This is a genomic window from Marinobacter alkalisoli (genome assembly GCF_045449795.1).
Classification (GTDB): Bacteria; Pseudomonadota; Gammaproteobacteria; order Pseudomonadales; family Oleiphilaceae; genus Marinobacter.
This window is the reverse complement of record NZ_JBJJLB010000006.1, coordinates 85,820-105,554: the sequence shown is the minus strand read 5'-3', so window position 1 is coordinate 105,554 and position 19,735 is coordinate 85,820. Positions and strand designations below refer to the sequence as shown.

The window sequence follows — 19,735 nt, the reverse complement described above, 5'->3', positions numbered from 1 at the left end:
GTGGCTCGGGTTATTACAAGACAGTATAGGTACTACTCTTGCCTGAAGGGTAGTGCGGCGCAGGCATCGTCAAAGTACTGTTGCACGTGATCCGCCTCTTCCAGTGTGAAACGATGGATGGCATCGCGGAAGCCCGGATGGTGGATGCCGTGCCAGGAATGGGTTATCACCGGCTCGAAACCCCGGATCAGTTTGTGCTCCCCCTGGGCGCCGGCATCGAAAACGGACAGGCCCAGCTCAATGGCCAGATCAATTCCCTGGTAGTAACAGGTTTCGAAATGCAGGAAGTCGTATTCTTCCAGGCTGCCCCAGTAACGGCCAAAGAGCGTGTCGTTGCCGTTGAGGAAAAGAGCGCCCGCGATCATGGCGTCCCCTTTCTGCGCCATGATGATGTGGCACTGATCCGGCATTTCCGAGAGCAGTTGCCGGAAAAACCGTTCATTCAGGTACGGTCGTTGCCCGCGCTTGAAATAGGTCGCCTGATAGAACACATAAAAGGCCCGGAGGACATGATCAGGCATATCGGTGCCTGAATATCGCCGGAAGGTTATCCCAGACTCCGAAACTTGCCGGCGCTCCTTGCGGATGGATTTGCGTTTGCGGGAGGTCAGCTCGCCCAGAAAATCATCGAAGCAATGGTAACCCCGATTGTGCCAGTGGAACTGGCAACCCAGACGATGGAGACTGTCCGGTTGTGCGAGCAGGCGCTGGTCGCTGGCATCCGGAAACAGCAGGTGCCAGGAGTGAGCGCCAAGGGTTGTGCTGACATCATTCAGCATCCGATGAAGCCTGTCCGGTGACAGGCTCGCCCTGAACGCGTCGCTCAACAGCAACCGGGGGCCCTGGCAGGGGGTAAAGGGCACGGCAATCAGCAGTTTGGGGTAGTAGGCTTCCCCGTACCGCTGGTAGGCGTCGGCCCAGGCCCAGTCAAAGACGTATTCGCCCATGGAGTGGGTTTTCAGCCAGGCCGGAGCCACGCCAACCAGCCGGTCCTGCTGCCAGAACGTCAGGTGTGACGGGGTCCAGCCGGTTGATGTGGTGGTACAGCCGGTATCCTCCAGTGCCCTCAGGAACCCATGTTTCAGAAACGGGTAGGTGCCGGGGCAGAGGGCGTTCCAGTCAGCTTCGGGAATATCATGGATCGACTGGCAAACACGTACGCTTGGAAACGGGAAACCGGGTTCGGACATGGTCTGGGGTACTCCTTGGTGTTACCCGATACCATACGCCAGAACCCGGTGCCTGATCACTGGTCGCTGTTGTTTTCGGCTTTTTCCTCACAGCGTTCTTTCATCTTTTTCTCCCACCTTTCCATCTTGTGGGCGCGTTTCTCCATGTTTTCCTGATGGATCTCGTCCCAGGTTTCCCGCTGTTCCTCCGTCAGTTCAAGGCGATCCGCCATGTCGGCGCGGCGCTCTTCCATCTTCGCCTGGCGTTCCTCCATCCGCTCCTGACGCTTTTCCGGGCTGAACTTGCCGGTGCCCTCGCGCAGTTGTTGGCACATCTCGGCTTTGTTGTGTTTGCCGTGGTGGCCTTCGTCCCTGTCACCGTGCTTGCCGGCCATCGCCAGCGGGCTGCTGGTGAGCATGGCAGCGGACAGCAATGCGCTTGCCATAAAAAGGGAAGTGCGATGTTTCATCATGGTTTCGTTCCTCATTTCTGGTTGTGGTGCTGCCGGTAAGCAGTACCGTTGTGGATGGGATTAATGCTAGCGGAGAACTCTGTCATCCGGTGTCAGGGTGGTGTAAAGGTTGTGCAAAGGAAAAAGCGGGGAAAAAGACACCGACAGGCAACGTGTTAGACTGAACGCGGTTAATCGGGAGGATGTCCATGCAGAACAGGGTATTACTGGTAGAAGACGACGATGAGCTGAGGCAGTTGCTGGCGCGCTATCTGACCAACCAGGGGTTCAGTGTGCGGGAAGCGGAAAACGGCAACGATGGCCTGTCGCTGGCCCGGGGGCAGAACTGTGACATTGTTGTGCTGGACATTATGCTCCCGGATATCAGCGGTCTCGACGTGCTGCGATCCCTGCGGGCGGATACCCACCTTCCGGTCATACTGCTGACCGCTCGGGGCGATGAAACCGACCGTATTGTCGGGTTTGAGGTTGGCGCCGATGACTACATTCCCAAGCCCTGCAATCCCAGGGAACTGGTTGCCCGCCTGCAAGCGCTACTGCGTCGGATTGCCTGGGACCAGTCGGTGGAAATGGATGCCGCCAGGACCTACGGTGATCTCAGGGTGGAGCCGTCTCACCGCCGTATTTACCAGAACGACAACCCTCTGGAACTCACCGCCACCGAGTATGAGGTGTTGCAGGTATTGCTGGCCCATGCCGGCAGTGTGGTACGCAAAACTGACCTGATGCAGTGGGCGCTGGGGCGGCGCCTGGAAGCTCATGACCGGACTCTCGACATGCACATCAGTAATCTGCGCAAGAAGCTGGGAAATGATGATCCCCCCCGGATCGAGACAGTGCGCGGTCTTGGTTACAGCTATCGGGTACCGGTATGAAACGGCGCCTGATGTTCCCCCTGTTCTGGCGTATTTTCCTGTCCATCTGGCTGGCGATGGCGATTACCTTGCTGATCAGCAACGTGGCCACCCGTGCGCTGATGGATCGGGAAAGGGCCGCCATCGAACGCCAGGTGGGTTTGCGGGAGCTGGCATTCGAGGCGATTAAGGTGCGTGAAGATGAAGGGCGCGGAGCAGCCTGGCGGTTCCTGAAGGGCCAGGGTGAGCGACTGGAGTTGCATCTGATCCTGATTGAGAATGACAAGCATGATGGCCGGTTGCCATCCTCTATCCGTGAACGTATGCAGTCCGGCTGGCATCGCCAGCGACCGGCGCTGATTGATGTCACTGAGAAGTATCGTCTGGTGGCCTGGCCGCGAATGGACGGCGATGGCTGGATTGACCCGAGGTTCTTCCGGGTATTGGAAATGGTCCTGGCGTTTGTGCTGATTACCCTGGCTTGCTGGTGGATTGCACGGCTGGTGTCCCGCCCACTCAAACACATGGAAACCACCGCCCGGGATATTGCCGGTGGGAACACTCAATTGCGGGTCAGTGAGCGGATTGCCGGCCGCCGGGACGAAGTGGGCCAGCTCGCCGCTGCGTTTAACGCAATGACCGAGCAGTTGTGCAGTTTGCTGGAACGGCAGAAGCACCTGTTACGGGATATTTCCCACGATTTGAGAACGCCTCTGACGCGCCAGCGTATCGCTATTGAACTTGCCAGTGAGGGCGGTATTGACGACGACCTGATGGCCAGCATCCTGCGGCAGAATGAACGGCTGGAAGCAATGACCTCACAGATCCTGACGCTCTACCGGGTAACCGAGGAAGGCGCTGACATTCCCCGCGAAGCGGTTCAGCCGGTTGTTATTATCAATAACGTGCTTCAGGACGCCGCCGATTACGCCGAACACCAGGGGGTGGACTGCCAACTGATGGTCCGCCCCGAATGTCGCAAGGTGTCGGTTCTCGGCGATCAGGGATTGTTGCAGCGAGCGTTTGATAACATTGTCCAGAATGCGCTGGACCACACCGGCCCTGGCCATGCCATTCACATTGGTGTGGACAAGGTAGACGGCAGCCTGGTGATTGCCATTGAAGACGAGGGGCCGGGCGTGGCCCCGGACATGCTGCCCCACCTGTTTGAGCCATTCTACCGGGCAGACAAGTCCCGTGGCGGCAAAGGGTGGGGGCTCGGGCTGGCCATCGCGCGGGACATTGTTTCGGCTCATGATGGCGCTATCCGGGCGGAAAACGGCACTTCGGGTGGTCTCAGGGTTACCGTCAGTCTGCCCATTTTTACGGACATCCTCTGATGAGCAAGGATTACCCCGTTCCCGCGGGATATCTTGAGCGGGAAACGGAGATAAAGAAAAGTCGATTCATTGCGCGGGTCGCTCCGGTGGCCAGCCGTGATGAGGTGAAGGTGTGGCTGGATCAGGCCCACAAGGACCATCCCGATGCCCGCCATATTTGCTGGGCCTACCAGATTGGTAGGCCGGGATCAGCCGCTGAGGCGGCGATGAATGACGATGGCGAACCGTCCGGTACCGCCGGAAAGCCAATCCTCAATGTCATTCAACACAAGGATATGGGGGATGTCCTGGTGATGGTGGTTCGTTATTTCGGCGGCATAAAGCTGGGGGCTGGCGGGTTGGTCAGGGCGTATGCGGGGGCGGCTGAGAGTGTTCTGTCTGCAGTGGATCGCGTGGTTCAGCGGTCCATGGATACGGCCTCTGTGACCATGGGCTTCGCCGACGAACAGCCGTTGCGACACTGGTGTGAAACCAATGGCGCCTCGGTGGAGTCCATAGAGTATGGTTCGATGGTCATCGCCCGGGTGTCCGTGCCGATGGATCATGTTGAGCAATTCGGAGGCTTCTGCGATGCCCAGAAGCTGGATTACCGTTTCGAAAGGTAGGGAACGGTTGTTACATCTCTGAACGTCACGTGTCCGTATACTACCTGAAAAGCAACCGTAAGGAGGTTCGCTATGGCTATTCGAGTGATCATCGCATCGTTTCTGATGTTGGCGCTGGCCGGCTGTGCCAGTAATGTAGTGACGGATTATGATTCCGGTGCCGTATTCGGGAACTATTCGTCCTGGGCGTTCGCGGATGAGCGTGGCGAAGGCCAGTCCGTGGTGTCACTGGATGGCAGCCGCATTCGCAATGCGGTGGAGCGTGAGCTGAATCGCAAGGCCATGAAAAAGGTGGGAGCGGATGAAGCCGATCTGCTGGTGGCCTGGGAGATCGTGGAAGAAGAGCGGCTCGAAAGTTACGGCATGGGGTTTGGTCTGGGGTTCGGACATGGCCGCTTTGGTTGGGGGCTTGCATCCGCACCGCCGGTACGGGAGGTCCAGGAAGGCAAGCTTGTGATCGAGCTGGCGGACACCCGTACGCAACAAGTGGTCTGGCGCGCTGCCAGCCGGCGCTACCTGAATGAAGATCAGTCTCCGGAGTATCGCCGCAAGCTGATCGACGAAGTGGTGGCCGAAATGTTTTCCAAGTATCCTCCGGGGCTGGAATAGAGGCCTGTTACTTGCCAACGACAACGGAGAAAAGATGAAGTCGAAATCCTCGGGTGGGTTGGTGTTTTCAACCGAGCAGGGGCGCATGTGCCCCGGTTGCCGCAACCCCGTCGAAGAATGTACCTGTGGTCAGCCCTCCCGTCCCGCGGGGGACGGTATCGTTCGGGTCAGCCGTGAAACCAAGGGCCGCAAAGGCAAGGGCGTAACGCTGGTGACCGGCATCCCCATGGATGACAAGGAGCTCAAGGCCTTCGCCAAAGTGCTCAAGGCCAAGTGCGGAACCGGCGGCACGGTGAAAGACGGCGTGGTGGAAATTCAGGGTGATCAACGGGACATCCTCGTCCCGTTACTCCAGGCCAAGGGCTGGACCGTAAAACGTGCCGGTGGCTAATGGTATAACACGCAAACCTGCCTTCAGACGCTAGAATAGGTCTGCTTTTCAACGGCCCGTGACGGGACAATCGCTTACCGGAGGATGAGAATGCACATACTGGTGTTGGGTGCAGGTGTTGTCGGCGTAACCACTGCCTGGTTTTTGCGCAAGCAGGGCCATGAGGTCACCGTGGTTGATCGCCAGAGCAAAGCCGGCCTTGAAACCAGTTATGCCAATGGTGGGCAGATTTCAGTGTCCCATGCGCAGCCGTGGGCCAATCCGTCGGCACCGCTCAATATATTGAGGTGGTTGACTCAACCGGATGCCCCCCTGCTGTTTCGTCCGAGCCTCGACCCTGCCCAGTGGCGCTGGGGGCTGTCATTCCTGATGCAATGCACGTCCGCCAGGGCGGCCCATAACCTCCGGCAAATCGTTAACCTGGGCACCTACAGTCGTAACCACTTGCAGGCCGTGCGTAAGGAAACCGGGATTGAATATGACCAGTTGGAGAAGGGCATATTGCACTTCTACACCAATCCAAAGGAATTTGATTCTGCATTGGAGCCTGCCCGGTTGATGCGTGACCTGGGCTGTGACCGTCAGGTGATTGATCCCGCCCGTGCGGTTGAGCTGGAGCCAGCCCTGGCTCCGATTCGCGACCGGATTGCCGGAGCAACCTACACCTCTGAAGATGAGTCCGGGGACGCCAGAAAGTTCACCCAGGGCCTCGCGCGAAAAGCCGAGGAAGCGGGTGTGAAGTTTCTCTATGGCACGGAAATTCTGGGCTTCGACCATACCCGTGACAGGATTCTCGGGGTCCAGACCCTGAAGGAAGGGCACCATGAAATGTTGCGTGCCGACGCCTATGTCCTGAGCCTGGGCAGTTTCAGCGCGGTATTGGCCCGGCAGTTGGGCCTGTTCCTGAATATCTATCCCGCCAAGGGCTACTCCATCACCGTACCGGTCAAGAACGAAGAAGCGGCGTTCAAGGTGAGCCTGACCGACGATGAGTACAAGCTGGTGTACTCTCGCCTAGGTGACCGGATTCGTGTGGCCGGAACCGCTGAACTGAGTGGCTACAGCCGGAATCTCGATTTCACCCGCTGTCGAATAATCGTCCGGCGCACGGCGGAAGTCATGCCGGATGCTGCCCACTGGGACCAGGCCGAATTCTGGGCAGGGCTGCGGCCTGCGACTCCGTCAAACGTGCCCTATATCGGGAAAAGCCACTTTGGCAATCTCTTCCTGAATACCGGGCATGGCACCCTGGGATGGACCCATTCCTGTGGTTCCGCGGCGGCGATTGCAGACATCATCGGCGGGCGTAAGCCCGAGGTGGATTTCACTTTCTGTGGGCTGTAACCAGAACGGCCCCGGGTTCATCTCCGGGGCCGTTCTGGTTATCACATGGTGGTATTACTGCAACTGATCGCGAATCAGCTTCTTGTTGATTTTTCCGACACTGGTCTTGGGGATATCCTCGACAAAATCGATGTGCGAGGGAATAGCCCACTTGTTGATTTCGCCGGTGTCGACGAACTGTTTCAAGTGGTTCTGGATGTCCTCAAGGGTGGCTTTCTCGCCCGGCTTCAGGGTAACCAGTGCGTGTGGGCGTTCGCCCCATTTCTCATCGGGAACACCTACAACGGCAGCGCCATCTACGGACGGATGCTGGCTGATCAGGTTTTCCAGATCCAGGGATGACAGCCATTCACCGCCGGTCTTGATCACGTCCTTGATTCGGTCCTTGATCACCAGGGTGTTGTCCGGTTCAATCGACGCCACGTCGCCGGTGTGGAGCCAGCCACCTTCCCAAAGTTCCTCGCCTTTCTCCGGTTCCTTGAAATAGCTCTGGGTCAGCCAGGGTGCGCGTGCGACCACTTCGCCCTTGGCTTCTCCATCATGGGCGACCGGGTTGCCGGACGGATCCACAATTTCCAGTTGGGTCATGGGCACCGCGATACCGGTTTTGACCCGCTTGGCGGTCTGTTGCTCCAGTGGCAGCTCCAGATCCTCGGGCTTCATGTGGGTAACGCTCAGCAGCGGGCAGGTTTCCGACATGCCGTAGCCGGTGTACATGCGAATGCCAAGCTTGGCGCCGGCATCGCACAGACCCTTGGTCAGGGCGCTGCCGCCGATCAACACGTGCCAGTTGCTCAGGTCGGCGGTCTTGATGGACTCGGTGCCCATCATCATCTGCATGATGGTCGGCACACAGTGGGAGAACGAGACCTTGTGTTCCTTGAGCAGGTCCACCAGCAGTTCCGGTTCATAGCGCCCCGGGTAAACCTGCTTGATGCCCAACATGGTGGCGGCGTAGGGGACGCCCCAGGCATGGACGTGAAACATTGGGGTGACCGGCATATAGACCGATGAGGAGCGCAGTAGTGGGATCTCATCGTAGGCCGAGAGAGACCCGGTCATTGCCAGGGTGTGCAGCACCAATTGACGGTGACTGAAGAAAACGCCCTTGGGATTGCCGGTCGTGCCTGTGGTGTAGAAGGTAGTCGCGATGCTGTTTTCATCAAAATCCGGGAAGTCGAATTCGGTTCCGGCCCTGGCCAGCAGAGCCTCGTACTCGCCAGCGGCATCGAGACTGGTGGACTTTGCTTCGTTGTCGTCGGTGAGCTGGATGTAACTTTTTACGGTTTTAATCTCATCCTTGACGCCTTCAACAATGGGCAGGAAGTCATCGTGCACCAGCACCACATCGTCTTCGGCGTGATTCATGGTATAGACGATCTGCTCGGGTGAAAGGCGCACATTGATGGTGTGCAGTACTGCTCCAATCATCGGAACTGCAAAGAAACACTCGAGGTAACGCGGAGTGTCCCAGTCCATCACCGCTACTGTGTCTCCGGGTTTCACGCCAGCATCAGTGAGAGCATTGGCCAGGCGATGGATACGCTCAACGAGGTCGGTATAGGTGTACTTGCTGCGGTTGGCGTAAACGATTTCCTGGTCAGGGGAGTACCTGGGGCCAGAGAGCAACAATTGCTTGATCAGAAGGGGGTACTGGTGGGCGTTGTCCGCTGGTGGAAGAATGCGGGTTTGTGCCATTACTTTTTACCTCTTTCTCGGTTGTTGATGTTATAGCGAGAAACAGGAGTAAATCTGACACACTTTGGCGGAAACGGGAACCTTGGAATGCATAAAAATTGCAGAACGAATCAGGTGTTACAGGAATTCTGTTCCGCTCTGCAATTTATGGGCGCCGGTCTGGCCTATTCGTAGGTGCAGAGGTAGGCTGTATCGATATCGGTTTTCGCTTTGAAGCTTGCCTGGCCGGCAACATCGAAACTTTCCCCGGAACCGTAGGTCATCCATTCTTCCATGCCCGGCAGCAGAACGGTCAAAGCACCGCTGATCACCGTCATGGTTTCTTTCTTGCTGGTGCCAAACTCATACTCGCCCGGGCTGATCACACCAACAGTGGCCGGTAGGGTGGAGGTCTGGAAGGAGATGGATTTCGCCTTGCCGTCAAAGTATTCGTTCACGTTCAGCATGGGTATGGCTCCTTGATTAAAAGTGGGGGCCTACTATACGGCAATTTGTTTTCCATCCAATGACATTTTTTTGCAGTTCGCTTTACTGTTCCCAGGGGTTGCCCGTGGTGCCCTCCATTACGTCCACGCCAATGTGCATGGCTGACTTGGCCAGGATGTTGGCGCTCACTGGCGCGGTCATGAACAGGAAGACGGTAATCAGAATCTCGGTGAGACCGATACCTTCGCCGTTGGCGCTGAAATAGGCCACGGATGCCAGCATAATGGCCCCGACTCCGAGTGTGGTGGCCTTGGTGGGGCCGTGTAACCGGGTGAAAAAATCCGGCAGTCGGGCGAGGCCGATGGCGCCGACCAGAGTGAAGAATCCCCCGATCAGCAGCAGGGCCGCGATCGTGTATTCGATAAGCGGGCTCATGGCCTGTCTCCTCCGTATGCTTTCAATACGTCCGGTAACTTATTCAATGACACTGCCCCTTTTCAGGTACTTCGCCATGGCAACCGTGCCAACGAAGCCCATAACAGCGATCAGAAGCGCGGATTCCAGGTACATGCGCGTCCCGAGCGTGATCCCCAGCAGGATGATCAGGGCAATGGCGTTGATGTAAAGGGTGTCCAGTGCCAACACCCGGTCAGGGGCATCTGGCCCCTTGATCAGGCGGTAAACGTTGAGCAGAGCTGCGAGCACAACCATGGCAATGGTGATGTGGAGGGCAACTGTGATCATTGGAACATCTCCATCAGAGGCTTTTCATAGCGATTTTTGATGGCATCGATAACGTCCTGTTCGTTGTCCGCGTCCAGGGTGTGAATCAGCAGTATTTTCTGGTCATCGCTGATGTCTGAACTGACGGTGCCGGGGGTCAGGGAAATGGTGCTGGCAAGGATGGAGATAGCCAGCGGGTTTTCCAGATCCAGCGGATAACACACAAATACCGGTTTCGGTTGGCGGCCACTGAGGATCAGCCGTGCCACTGTAATGCTGGCGGTTACGATATCCAGCAGCATCCTGAGCAGGTAAGCCGGCATGCGCCAGAATTTGATGAACACCGGGCGTTCGGGCCAAAACCCCTGGGTCAACTGCGGGATCAGCCAGGACAGAATCAGACCCATTACAACACTGGCGCCGGAAATACCGTCGCTCAGCAGTTGCCATGTCAGAAACAGAGTCAGGCTTAACCAGGGTTGGGGAAAATTCAGGCGATCAAGCATTAGTTATCCTCCCCCACCATGGGTGTCCCGAGGATTTGGATGTATGCCTCGCTGTTATGCAGCTGTGCGGCAGTGGCGTCAGTATAGCGGGTGATCGGCCCGGCAAGGGCAACGATCACCACGCTCAGGGCTATCAGTGCTCCGGCCGACACCGACACGGCGCCGCTGAGTTTGCCCGGGTCCTCAATATGGCCATCGACGTTTCGCCAGAACACAATGCTGCCGGCCCGACTGTAAGCGATGAGGGTGCAAAAGCCACCGATCAGCACGGCGGACCACAGCCAGGCCATTTCAGGTCCCGGGGTGGCGGCCTGCAATATCATCAGCTTGGCAAAGAAACCGCTCAGGGGAGGCAGCCCGGCTGCCGCGACGGCACCAGTCAGGAACAGCGCGCTGAGAAAGGTGCGGTTCCGCATTCTGGGGGCAGTGACAATCCGGTCGCCAGCGGTGCCACGCTGGCGGCTGATCAGATCGACCACCAGGAAAAGGCCGCCAACCACCCAGGTGGTGTTAAGCAGATAGAACAACGCAGCTGAGGTACCCTCCACGGATCCCAGGGACATCGCTGCCAACAGTGTTCCCACTGAAATAATGACCTGCCAGGCGATGAGGGTCTTGAGGTTTTCTGAACCCAGGGCGCCAATGACCCCCATGGCCAGGGTGATCAGGGCCAGCGGGAACAGCCAGTCCATGCCCAGGCCCGCTAGATCTCCGGCCTGATCGCCGAAAATCAGCGAATAGACGCGCAGAATGGCGTAAATGCCCACTTTCGTCATGACGGCGAAGAGGGCCGCTACTGGTGCCGTAGCCTTGGCATAGGCTTTGGGCAACCAGAAACACAGCGGCAGAATGGCCGCCTTCAGGCCAAATACCACCAGAAGCATCATGCCGCCGGCCCTGACGAGGTGCAGGTTTTCCTCGCTGACCTGGGATACCTTCACTGCTAGGTCCGCCATGTTCAGGGTGCCGGTGACGCTGTAGATCATGCCCACACTGATCAGGAACACGGCGGAGCCCGCAAGGTTCAGCACCACGTAATGCAGGCCAGGCACGGTACGCGCGGTTCCGCCACCGTGCATCAGAAGTCCGTAGGAGGCGATAAGCAGAACCTCGAACGCGACGAACAGGTTGAACAGATCGCCGGTAAGAAACGCGATATTCAGGCCCAGCAGCTGGAACAGGAACAGCGCATGAAACTGACGATTCCCTTCATCCGCGCCGCCAATGGAATAGATATGGCAGAACAGCGCGAGGATGGATGTCAGCAGCAGCATCAGGGCTGCCAGGCGGTCCAGTACCAGGACAATGCCGAAAGGGGGCTCCCAGTTGCCGAACGCGTAGGCGCGATAGCTGCCATCGTCGGCGAGAACCAGCAGCACCACGGAGGCCGCCAGAATGAGGACCGTTGTGGTTATCGCCAGGGTGCGGCGCAGGCTGATCGGGGCATACCCCATAAATACCTGAAGTATCCCGCCCAGCAGCGGAATCAGAATGGGGGCGGTAAGCCAATGGTTCATTTACTGGTTACCTCCACTGTTTCCTCTGATTCGGCATTGGCCTCGGTCTGGTATCCGTCGACATGGTCGTCTTCGTTGTCGGCCAGGTTGCGCAGCGCCAGCACCACAACAAATGCGGTCATGGCAAAGCCGATGACGATCGCCGTCAGGACCAGTGCCTGGGGCAGCGGATCGGCATAGCTGTTATTGCTTCCAATAATGGGTTGGCCCCCGGTCACCAGCCGACCGGAAGAGAACAGGAACAGGTTGACGCCGTAGGAAAGCAGCGTCAGACCCACTACCACGGGAAAGGTGCGGGCCCGCAGTAAAAGGTACACGCCAGACGCGGTCAGCGCGCCTATGACCAGAGCAAATGCCAGCTCCATTATGCGCTCTCCTTCTTGCTTTTAATGGCGGAATGGGGTGACAGGCGGCCAATACTGACCAGTGCCAGGAGCGTGGCTCCGATGACCGTGAGATAGACCCCGAGGTCGAAGACCAGGGCGGAGGCCACCTCGAACTTGCCAACGATCGGCCAGCTTATGTAATCAAACGTGCTGGTGAGGAACGGGTAGCCAAATGCATAGCTGGCAGCGCCGGCTATAGCGGCAAAAAACAGTCCCAGGCCTATGACGTTGTGGTAGCGGAATGGCACGCGGTCCTGAGTCCAGATCATGCCGCTGGCGATGTACTGGAGAATCAGTGCCACTGCGGTGATCAGGCCGGCAATGAAGCCGCCGCCCGGCATGTTGTGCCCGCGCAGGAAGATGTAGGCGGACACCATCAGCGCCATCGGCAGCATGGGCCTTGCGATCTGGCGCAGCATCAGCGGGTAGGCATCACGGGTCCAGGGATGTCCCTGTCCATCGCCCGGGGGCGGCGTCAGCGCGGTGTTCTTGAGCATCGCGTAGATCCCCAGTGCGGCAATCGCCAGTACCGTGATTTCCCCGAGGGTATCGAAGCCCCGGAAGTCCACAAGGATTACGTTCACCACGTTGGTGCCGCCACCGCCGGGTTTGCTGTTCTCGAGAAAGTAGTCGGAAATGGACGTGAAAGGCTGGGTCAGCATCGCCAGGGTCACCAGGGTCATACCGGTGCCTGCGGCGAGCGCAATTACGATATCACGAACCCGGCGGCCGGTAGAGCTTTCCATTGGCGTCCAGGATGGCATGTAGAACAACGCCAGCATCAGCAACACGATGGTGACAACCTCAACAGACAGCTGGGTCATGGCGAGGTCGGGTGCGGAGAAACGGGCAAAACCCAGCGATACCAGCAGGCCCACCACGCTCAGCAATACCAGGGCATAGAAGCGTTCACGGTGGAACACCGCTGTGCCCAGTGCGCAAAGGATCAGCACGCCCATACCTATGAGGGTTGGCCAGTCGATCGGAGCCAGTCCGTTCTCACCCACGAAAAAGCCCAGACTGGACAGCGGTACGATGGCAACAGCAACCACGCTGAGCACCAGAAGCAGGGCATAGCGTTGCAGCGAGCCATTTTCGATCCAGCTGGTGAGTCGGTGGGCTGCCGCGACCACTCGGGAAATCGCCGCCTCGAAGACGGCCTTTTCGTCAATTTCCCGGAAGCGGGCGTGAAAATCGAAGAAACGCTGACGCTGGCTGTACATGAGCAGGCCACCGATGAATGCGGCGAAGCTCATCATCAGAGGCAGGTTGAACCCGTGGGCGATGGTCAGGTGGTACTCCGGTACATTGCCGCCCAGGGTGGCTGAAGCAGCGGCATAAAGCAGCGGGCCGACGGATATTGCCGGGAACACCCCCACCATGATGCAGGCAAAGACCAGAATTTCCACCGGAATCTTCATGTAGCGCGGCGGCTCATGGGGCGGATACACGGGCAGATCCACCGGCTTACCATTGAAGAATACATCGTGGATAAAGCGTGCCGAGTAGGCGACGGCGAAAATGCCCGCAAGGGTGGCAACCAGCGGAGGCACCCAGGCCCAGAAGCCCGGCAGATTCAGTTGCAGGGATTCCGCAAAGAACATCTCCTTACTCAGGAAACCATTGAGCAGGGGCACGCCAGCCATGGATGAGGCCGCGACCATCGCCAGGGTGGCGGTGTGGGGCATGTAACGCCAGAGGCCGTTAATGCGGCGCATGTCCCGGGTGCCGGTTTCATGGTCGATGATGCCCGCCGCCATGAACAGGGATGCCTTGAAGATGGCATGGTTAATGACGTGGAATACCGCTGCTACGGCAGCCAGTTGGGTGCCCATGCCGAACAGCAGGGTGATCAGGCCAAGATGGCTGACGGTGGAATGGGCCAGCAGCCCTTTCAGGTCGTGCTTGAACATGGCCACGTAGGCGCCGATCAACAGGGTGGCCATACCGGTGAAGCTCACCATATAGAACCACTGCTCGGTACCCGCCAGTGCCGGGTAGAGGCGGGCCATCAGGAAAATGCCGGCCTTGACCATGGTTGCCGAATGAAGGTAGGCCGATACCGGCGTGGGCGCCTGCATGGCATGGGGCAGCCAGAAGTGGAACGGAAACTGGGCGGACTTGGTGAATGCGCCCAGCAGCACCAGGGTGAGGGCAATCGGGTACAGGCTGTGTGCCTTGATCTGGTCGCCGGCGGCCAACACCGCGTCCAGCTCGAAACTGCCAACGATATTGCCGATGATCAGAATGCCGGCCATCAGAGCAAGACCGCCGCCGCCAGTGACGGCAAGGGCCATACGGGCGCCCCGGCGGGCGTCCTGCTTATGATTCCAGAAACTGATCAGCAGGAACGACGTCAGGCTGGTCAGTTCCCAGAACACGAGCATCAGCAGCAGGTTGCTGGATAGCACGATGCCGAGCATGGAGCCCATGAAGCACAAAAGCATCGAGTAGAATTTCCCGACATTCTCTTTGGCCTTCAGGTAATAGCGGGAATAGAGAATGATCAGCAGGCCGATAACAAGAATCAGCAGGGCAAACAGTAAAGACAGCCCATCCAGACGGAAACTGAATGAAAAGCCCAGTGCCGGCAGCCATTCATAGCTGTGAAGGACGATGCCGCCATCGGCAATGGTTGACCAATGCGGGTACAGTGCCGCCAAAGCGACAATAGCGGGAACCGACGAGGCAATGGCAATTGCCGTGCGGCCTCCCTGAGCAAACAAAGGTGCTGCCAACGCCCCTATAAAGGGCAGTAAAACGACCAGCGGTAGCGACATCGCAACCTCGTTATTGGTTTTTCTCTTTCATGGATGGAGATGCAGTCAGTGCCTGAGTCTAGTTCCCGACCTGCCATTGTGCACCAATTGGTGCATGCCGCTGACAATAACGGCTGTGGCGGGGGAATCAGAGCAAACGGGGTGGGTCTGGAAAGTACGGCAACCTGCCCCGGTGTCTCTGCGAATCGGCAGTGACCGGGCGAAAACCGGGTTGGTGTAACACGTTGGACCTGGCGGTCATAAGTGCTCCGTTAGTCAGATACGAGGACCGATGATACGTGGCAGGCCCCAGAGGTCAAGTCGGCTTGCGATTAATCAAAACTATTGGCAGTTACGGGAGGGGCATCGGGGCTTGGCTGAACAATGCCTCCGGGACGGGTTTTGTGTCATACATCGGGCCCGGAGCCCTGTGCTAACATGGCCCTTTCTGATCAGAGAATCTGAGAGAGCCACTATGACCGCAGCCTATTCAAACCTCCTGAAGCCTCTTGATCTGGGTTTTACCGAACTCAGGAACCGGGTGCTGATGGGTTCCATGCATACCGGACTTGAAGACCGGTTCTGGAACATCCACAAGTTTGCCCGCTATTTTGCCGAGCGGGCTGAAGGGGGCGTTGGGCTGATGGTCACCGGGGGGTATTCACCGAACCTGGCGGGCCAGTTGGCGCCTTTGTCTTCAACCATGAACAACCGCGCCACCGCGTTGCTGCACCGGCACGTTACCGGGGCTGTCCATGAAGCGGGCGGTAAAATCTGCCTGCAGTTGCTCCACGCTGGCCGTTACGGTTATCAGCCGCTGATTGTGTCCGCATCCGCCACCAAGGCGCCGATCAGCCCGTTCAAGGCCCGCGCCCTGTCCACCAAAGGCGTGGAGCGTCATATCAACGATTTCGTCAATGCCGCGAAACTGGCGAAGCTCGGCGGCTATGACGGCGTTGAGGTGATGGGTTCTGAAGGCTATTTTATCAACCAGTTCCTGTGTGAGCGCACCAACAAACGCACGGACAAGTGGGGCGGCCCATACGAGAATCGCATGCGCCTGCCGGTGGAAATCGTTCGCCGCATGCGTGAGGCGGTCGGACCCGAATTTATCATCATCTATCGCCTTTCCATGCTGGACCTGGTGGAAGGCGGTCAGACCTGGGATCAGATCGTGACCCTGGGCAAGGCCATCGAAAAAGCGGGCGCCACCATTATTAACACTGGCATTGGCTGGCACGAGGCCCGGGTGCCCACTATCGTGACTTCCGTACCCCGCGGCGGTTTTGCCGACGTAACGGCCAAGTTTTACGGTGAAGTGAACATTCCGGTCTGTACCACCAACCGCATCAATACTCCGGAGAAAGGCGAAGAAATCCTCGCCGCCGGCAAGGCGGATATGGTTTCCATGGCCCGCCCGCTGTTGGCGGACAGCGAATTCGTGCGCAAGGCCGAGCAGAACCGTGCCGACGAGATCAATACCTGCATTGCCTGTAACCAGGCCTGCCTTGATCATGTATTCAAGGCTAAGCGCGCCTCCTGCCTGGTGAATCCCAGGGCCTGCCATGAAACCGAACTGGTATTGACGGTAGCGCCCGTGGTTCGCCGCGTCGCGGTGGTCGGAGCCGGGCCGGCGGGCCTGGCGGCAGCCACAACGGCCGCCAGGCGTGGCCATCGGGTGACGCTGTTCGAGGCCGACGATAAAATCGGTGGTCAGTTCAACTACGCCAAACGCATTCCTGGCAAGGAAGAGTTTTACGAGACCCTGCGATACTACCAGCGCCAGATCGAACTGCTGGAGATTGACCTGAAACTCAATACCCGCGTCGGAGCCGCCGAGCTGGCCGAACAGGGTTTTGACGATGTCATTATTGCCACTGGCGTTAAGCCACGGACACCGAACATCGAGGGTATCGATCACCCCAAGGTGCTGGGTTATCTCGACGTCCTGCGCCACAACAAACCGGTTGGCGAAAGTGTTGCGGTGATTGGTGCGGGCGGTATCGGCTTCGATGTCAGCGAATTTCTGACCCACGATTTTGGCCATCACCCGGAGGGCGAGCAGGTCAGCGTGGCGGATTGGCAGGCAGAGTGGGGTGTTAACCCGGAATTTGAAGGGCCGGGCGGATTGGCGGAACGTAAGCCCACACCGTCGCCGCGCAAGATCTACCTGATGCAGCGCAAAACCGGCAAGGTTGGCGGTGGTCTGGGTAAAACCTCAGGCTGGGTGCACCGCAACAGCCTTAAACACCGCGACGTAGACATGCTGCGGGGATGCAGTTACGACCGCATCGACGACGAGGGCCTGCACATATCCATCAGGGATAAAGACGGCCAGGTAAAGGAAAGCAAAGTGCTGAGTGTCGATAATGTGATCATATGCGCCGGTCAGGAATCCTACCGTGAACTATTTGATCAATTGGCCGGTGCCGGCGTAAAAGCCCACTTGATTGGCGGCGCCGACGTTGCCGAAGAACTGGATGCGAAGCGGGCCATCCGCCAGGGTACCGAAGTGGCGGCGGGTATTTGAGGCATTCATGATACTTCTGATCGCATTCGCGGTTCTGTCCATCGGGTTCTCTTTCCTCTGTTCGATCCTGGAGGCAGCGCTGCTTTCCATTACGCCGAGCTACATTGCATCCATCAAACAGGACAACCCCGAGCTGTTTGCCCGATTGAGGAAGCTCAAGGACGACATTGATGACCCCCTGTCGGCAATTCTGACACTTAATACCATCGCCCATACCGTTGGTGCCACTGGTGTGGGCGCGCAAGTGGCGGTGGTGTTTGGCGAGGCATGGCTGGGGTTGGCCTCTGGCGTTATGACCCTGGCAATCCTCATTTTTTCGGAAATCATTCCCAAGACCATTGGCGCCAAGTACTGGCAGGGATTGGCGCCGAAGCTGCCGGCAATCCTTGGCGTCCTGATGAAATGCCTGTTGCCGTTTATCTGGCTGTCGAAACAGATCACCCGCCGTATTGCCTCCGGTGAGCCGGAGACGGATGTCCGGGCGGAAATCAGTGCCCTGGCGGAGATCGGCAGGGACCAGCAGGCGCTGGATGAAGACGAGCGGCGGATGATCCAGAACGTGCTGCGATTCCATGAGATCAAAGTCAGCTCCGTGATGACCCCGCGCACAGTGTGCAAGTTCATCTCACCGGACACCACCATTGAGCAGTTCCGGGAAAAAGTGAAGTCAGGGCCCTTTTCCCGCTATCCGGTGATCGACGAGGATGGCGAGACGTTAGGCTACCTTCACCGTTCCGACCTGATCACCCTGCCTGACGATGCAGACCTCCAGAAGAGCCTGAGAACCGTTAAAAAAGTTAAGGGCAACACGAACATCGAACTGGTGTTTTCGGACATGTTACGGGAGCGGCAACACCTGGCCGTGGTCTATGACGAATTGGGCACCTGGCTCGGAATAGTGACGCTGGAGGACATATTAGAGACACTTTTGGGCACCGAAATCGTGGACGAAACCGATAATGTCTCTAATCTTCGCCGCTATGCGAAGCAACGATGGAGCCGACGCCTGAAAAAGTACAGCTCCTGATGTGTCGGTGGGCTATCCGGTTACCGGATGGCTTTCAGAGCATTGAAAATGGCTTCCGCCTCCGCTTCAAGTACCTGACAACGCAAGCTGTGTCCCTGCTGACAGGCCTGAGCGAGTTGCTTTTGTTTCATGTCGTACAGCTTGCTCAGAATGTCTGCCTGGCTTTGTCTGATCGGTGCGTTCATGGCGAACCTCCCCATTTTTACACCCGTCAATATTCTTTACGTTCAGTGGCACGGAATGGCCCACACTCAATACCGATGCATAACCCGGGCCAGGAGGGCCTTTCAGTCGAATTAACGTGCAAATCTTGAGCGATAGGTCCCGGGTGTCAGACCGGTGTGTTTGCGAAATAACCGGCTGAAGGAACTCACGTCCTCGTAGCCCACCTGGCGGGTCACCTCTTCCACCGATATTCGTGAACTTTCCAGGTGTTGTCGTGCCGCCTCGATCCTGAGAATCTGAAGGTAGCTGGTCGGGGTGTCGCCAGTTGCCGCCCTGAACCGTCGAATCAGCGAACGTTCCGTCAGACCGCATTGGGTGGCAAGGAATTGCAGAGTCACCGGCTGACCATAATGCTCGTCCAGCCAATCCTGCAATTTCAGGATCGCCGCATCCGAATGATACCGCCGGGCCTGCAGCGCTCCATAAGGCGCCTGACTCGTACGCCCGGCATCAATCACAAACGCCTTCGCCAACTCCCGCGCCACCTGCGCCCCGGCATACCGCTCCACCAGATAAACCCCCAGGTCCCACCAGGCCATCCCGCCGCCGGCACAGGCAACTTCCCCATCCACCGTGATCAGCTTGTCGGGATGCAGATCCACCGCCGGGTACCGCTGACGAAACTGATTGCTGAACCCCCAATGGGTCGTCGCCTGCCGCCCGTCCAACACCCCGGCCTCTGCCAGCATGAAAGCGCCCGTACAGTTGCTGGCCACCTGCACCTGTCCCGAATCCGACGACTGAAACCCGGCAAGCCACTCAATCAGCTCCGGATTTTCCGCCAACACCCGCTCTATCGGTCCGCCAATAGTTGGGATGATGACCAGATCAGTACCGTCATCAGAAGACTGACCGTCGTTCCACGCCCCATCGGGCAGAATCGTCAGGCCGTTTATGCAGCGACAGGGCGCCCCGTCTTTTGTTAGCAAACGGGTAGTAAATTGCGGTTCAGGCGTCTCCCTGTTAATCCGCGCCCAGGTCACCCCGGCAAGTCGAAACAGATCAATGACGCCGGTAATGGCGCTGGCAAGCGCCCCATCAAACCCGATAACAGAAACAGTTCGCATACCAACTCCAATGTAGGGCGCCAGCGGGGAATATCCTCCCGGGACTGTGTGCAGCAGGGATGCTGCACTCAAGCGTACAGGGAAGT

The 19,735-nt window shown here is 58.0% G+C and carries 20 protein-coding genes; 8 read left to right on the top strand and 12 right to left on the bottom strand.

The genetic code is table 11. The features are described 5' to 3' along the window. Window positions 1-32 precede the first annotated feature (32 nt). A complete protein-coding gene (locus tag ACJO3M_RS02240) occupies window positions 33-1,190 on the bottom strand; it encodes a GNAT family N-acetyltransferase (RefSeq protein ID WP_406999330.1) in 1,158 nt (385 codons plus the stop codon). Between the two features lie 56 nt (window positions 1,191-1,246). Beyond that, the gene (locus ACJO3M_RS02235; RefSeq protein ID WP_406999328.1) at window positions 1,247-1,642 is read right to left on the bottom strand and encodes a hypothetical protein; all 396 of its coding nucleotides are present in this window, start codon (window positions 1,640-1,642) and stop codon (window positions 1,247-1,249) included. A 188-nt stretch (window positions 1,643-1,830) separates the two neighbouring features. Between ACJO3M_RS02235 and ACJO3M_RS02230 the strand changes: the two genes are divergently transcribed. From ACJO3M_RS02230 to ACJO3M_RS02205, 6 genes are all read left to right on the top strand, one after another. Continuing rightward, entirely contained in the window at window positions 1,831-2,517 is a 687-nt protein-coding gene (locus ACJO3M_RS02230) for a response regulator transcription factor (protein WP_406986925.1), read from the top strand. After that, a complete protein-coding gene (locus tag ACJO3M_RS02225; protein ID WP_406999326.1) occupies window positions 2,514-3,836 on the top strand; it encodes a sensor histidine kinase in 1,323 nt (440 codons plus the stop codon). Before ACJO3M_RS02230 ends, ACJO3M_RS02225 begins: the two co-directional genes overlap by 4 nt. Then, window positions 3,836-4,441, top strand: coding sequence for a YigZ family protein (locus tag ACJO3M_RS02220; protein WP_406999324.1), 606 nt, complete (start codon window positions 3,836-3,838; stop codon window positions 4,439-4,441). Before ACJO3M_RS02225 ends, ACJO3M_RS02220 begins: the two co-directional genes overlap by 1 nt. 72 nt (window positions 4,442-4,513) lie before the next feature. Continuing rightward, window positions 4,514-5,050 carry a DUF4136 domain-containing protein gene (locus tag ACJO3M_RS02215; protein WP_406999322.1) on the top strand — a complete coding sequence of 179 codons (537 nt, stop codon included), beginning with the start codon at window positions 4,514-4,516 and terminating at the stop codon, window positions 5,048-5,050. Window positions 5,051-5,084: 34 nt separating this feature from the next. Further along, window positions 5,085-5,441 (top strand): translation initiation factor Sui1, encoded by a 357-nt coding sequence (locus tag ACJO3M_RS02210; protein ID WP_406986915.1) that lies wholly within the window; start codon window positions 5,085-5,087, stop codon window positions 5,439-5,441. 90 nt (window positions 5,442-5,531) lie between these two features. Next, entirely contained in the window at window positions 5,532-6,785 is a 1,254-nt protein-coding gene (locus ACJO3M_RS02205; protein WP_406999320.1) for a D-amino acid dehydrogenase, read from the top strand. Window positions 6,786-6,839: 54 nt separating this feature from the next. Here ACJO3M_RS02205 and ACJO3M_RS02200 read toward each other — a convergent pair whose 3' ends face one another. The 8 genes from ACJO3M_RS02200 to ACJO3M_RS02165 all read right to left on the bottom strand — a co-directional run bounded on the left by ACJO3M_RS02200 (window position 6,840) and on the right by ACJO3M_RS02165 (window position 14,821). Continuing rightward, entirely contained in the window at window positions 6,840-8,483 is a 1,644-nt protein-coding gene (locus ACJO3M_RS02200; RefSeq protein WP_406999318.1) for a fatty acid--CoA ligase, read from the bottom strand. Window positions 8,484-8,647: 164 nt separating this feature from the next. Further along, entirely contained in the window at window positions 8,648-8,929 is a 282-nt protein-coding gene (gene ppnP, locus ACJO3M_RS02195) for a pyrimidine/purine nucleoside phosphorylase (protein WP_012136445.1), read from the bottom strand. A gap of 82 nt (window positions 8,930-9,011) precedes the next feature. Next, entirely contained in the window at window positions 9,012-9,344 is a 333-nt protein-coding gene (locus ACJO3M_RS02190) for a Na+/H+ antiporter subunit G (protein WP_406999316.1), read from the bottom strand. Between the two features lie 39 nt (window positions 9,345-9,383). Then, window positions 9,384-9,653 (bottom strand): K+/H+ antiporter subunit F, encoded by a 270-nt coding sequence (locus tag ACJO3M_RS02185; RefSeq protein ID WP_406999314.1) that lies wholly within the window; start codon window positions 9,651-9,653, stop codon window positions 9,384-9,386. Further along, on the bottom strand, window positions 9,650-10,138 hold the full coding sequence (locus tag ACJO3M_RS02180) for a Na+/H+ antiporter subunit E (RefSeq protein ID WP_406999312.1): 489 nt from the start codon (window positions 10,136-10,138) through the stop codon (window positions 9,650-9,652). Before ACJO3M_RS02180 ends, ACJO3M_RS02185 begins: the two co-directional genes overlap by 4 nt. Further along, window positions 10,138-11,655 carry a monovalent cation/H+ antiporter subunit D gene (locus ACJO3M_RS02175; protein WP_406999310.1) on the bottom strand — a complete coding sequence of 506 codons (1,518 nt, stop codon included), beginning with the start codon at window positions 11,653-11,655 and terminating at the stop codon, window positions 10,138-10,140. Before ACJO3M_RS02175 ends, ACJO3M_RS02180 begins: the two co-directional genes overlap by 1 nt. Beyond that, window positions 11,652-12,020, bottom strand: a complete 369-nt coding sequence (locus ACJO3M_RS02170; protein ID WP_406999308.1) for a Na+/H+ antiporter subunit C — start codon at window positions 12,018-12,020, stop codon at window positions 11,652-11,654. The genes ACJO3M_RS02175 and ACJO3M_RS02170 overlap by 4 nt, the downstream gene beginning before the upstream one ends. After that, complete coding sequence (locus ACJO3M_RS02165; protein ID WP_406999306.1) at window positions 12,020-14,821, bottom strand: monovalent cation/H+ antiporter subunit A; 2,802 nt, start codon at window positions 14,819-14,821, stop codon at window positions 12,020-12,022. Before ACJO3M_RS02165 ends, ACJO3M_RS02170 begins: the two co-directional genes overlap by 1 nt. 454 nt (window positions 14,822-15,275) lie before the next feature. Between ACJO3M_RS02165 and ACJO3M_RS02160 the strand changes: the two genes are divergently transcribed. Together ACJO3M_RS02160 and ACJO3M_RS02155 are read left to right on the top strand one after the other, a co-directional pair. Next, entirely contained in the window at window positions 15,276-17,330 is a 2,055-nt protein-coding gene (locus tag ACJO3M_RS02160; RefSeq protein WP_406999304.1) for an FAD-dependent oxidoreductase, read from the top strand. A gap of 7 nt (window positions 17,331-17,337) precedes the next feature. After that, window positions 17,338-18,357 carry a CNNM domain-containing protein gene (locus ACJO3M_RS02155; RefSeq protein WP_406999302.1) on the top strand — a complete coding sequence of 340 codons (1,020 nt, stop codon included), beginning with the start codon at window positions 17,338-17,340 and terminating at the stop codon, window positions 18,355-18,357. Window positions 18,358-18,377: 20 nt separating this feature from the next. Here the strand turns inward: ACJO3M_RS02155 and ACJO3M_RS02150 are convergent, their stop codons facing one another. Next, window positions 18,378-18,542 (bottom strand): hypothetical protein, encoded by a 165-nt coding sequence (locus ACJO3M_RS02150; protein ID WP_406999300.1) that lies wholly within the window; start codon window positions 18,540-18,542, stop codon window positions 18,378-18,380. Window positions 18,543-18,653: 111 nt separating this feature from the next. Continuing rightward, window positions 18,654-19,649 (bottom strand): GlxA family transcriptional regulator, encoded by a 996-nt coding sequence (locus ACJO3M_RS02145; protein WP_406999298.1) that lies wholly within the window; start codon window positions 19,647-19,649, stop codon window positions 18,654-18,656. Window positions 19,650-19,735 lie beyond the last annotated feature (86 nt).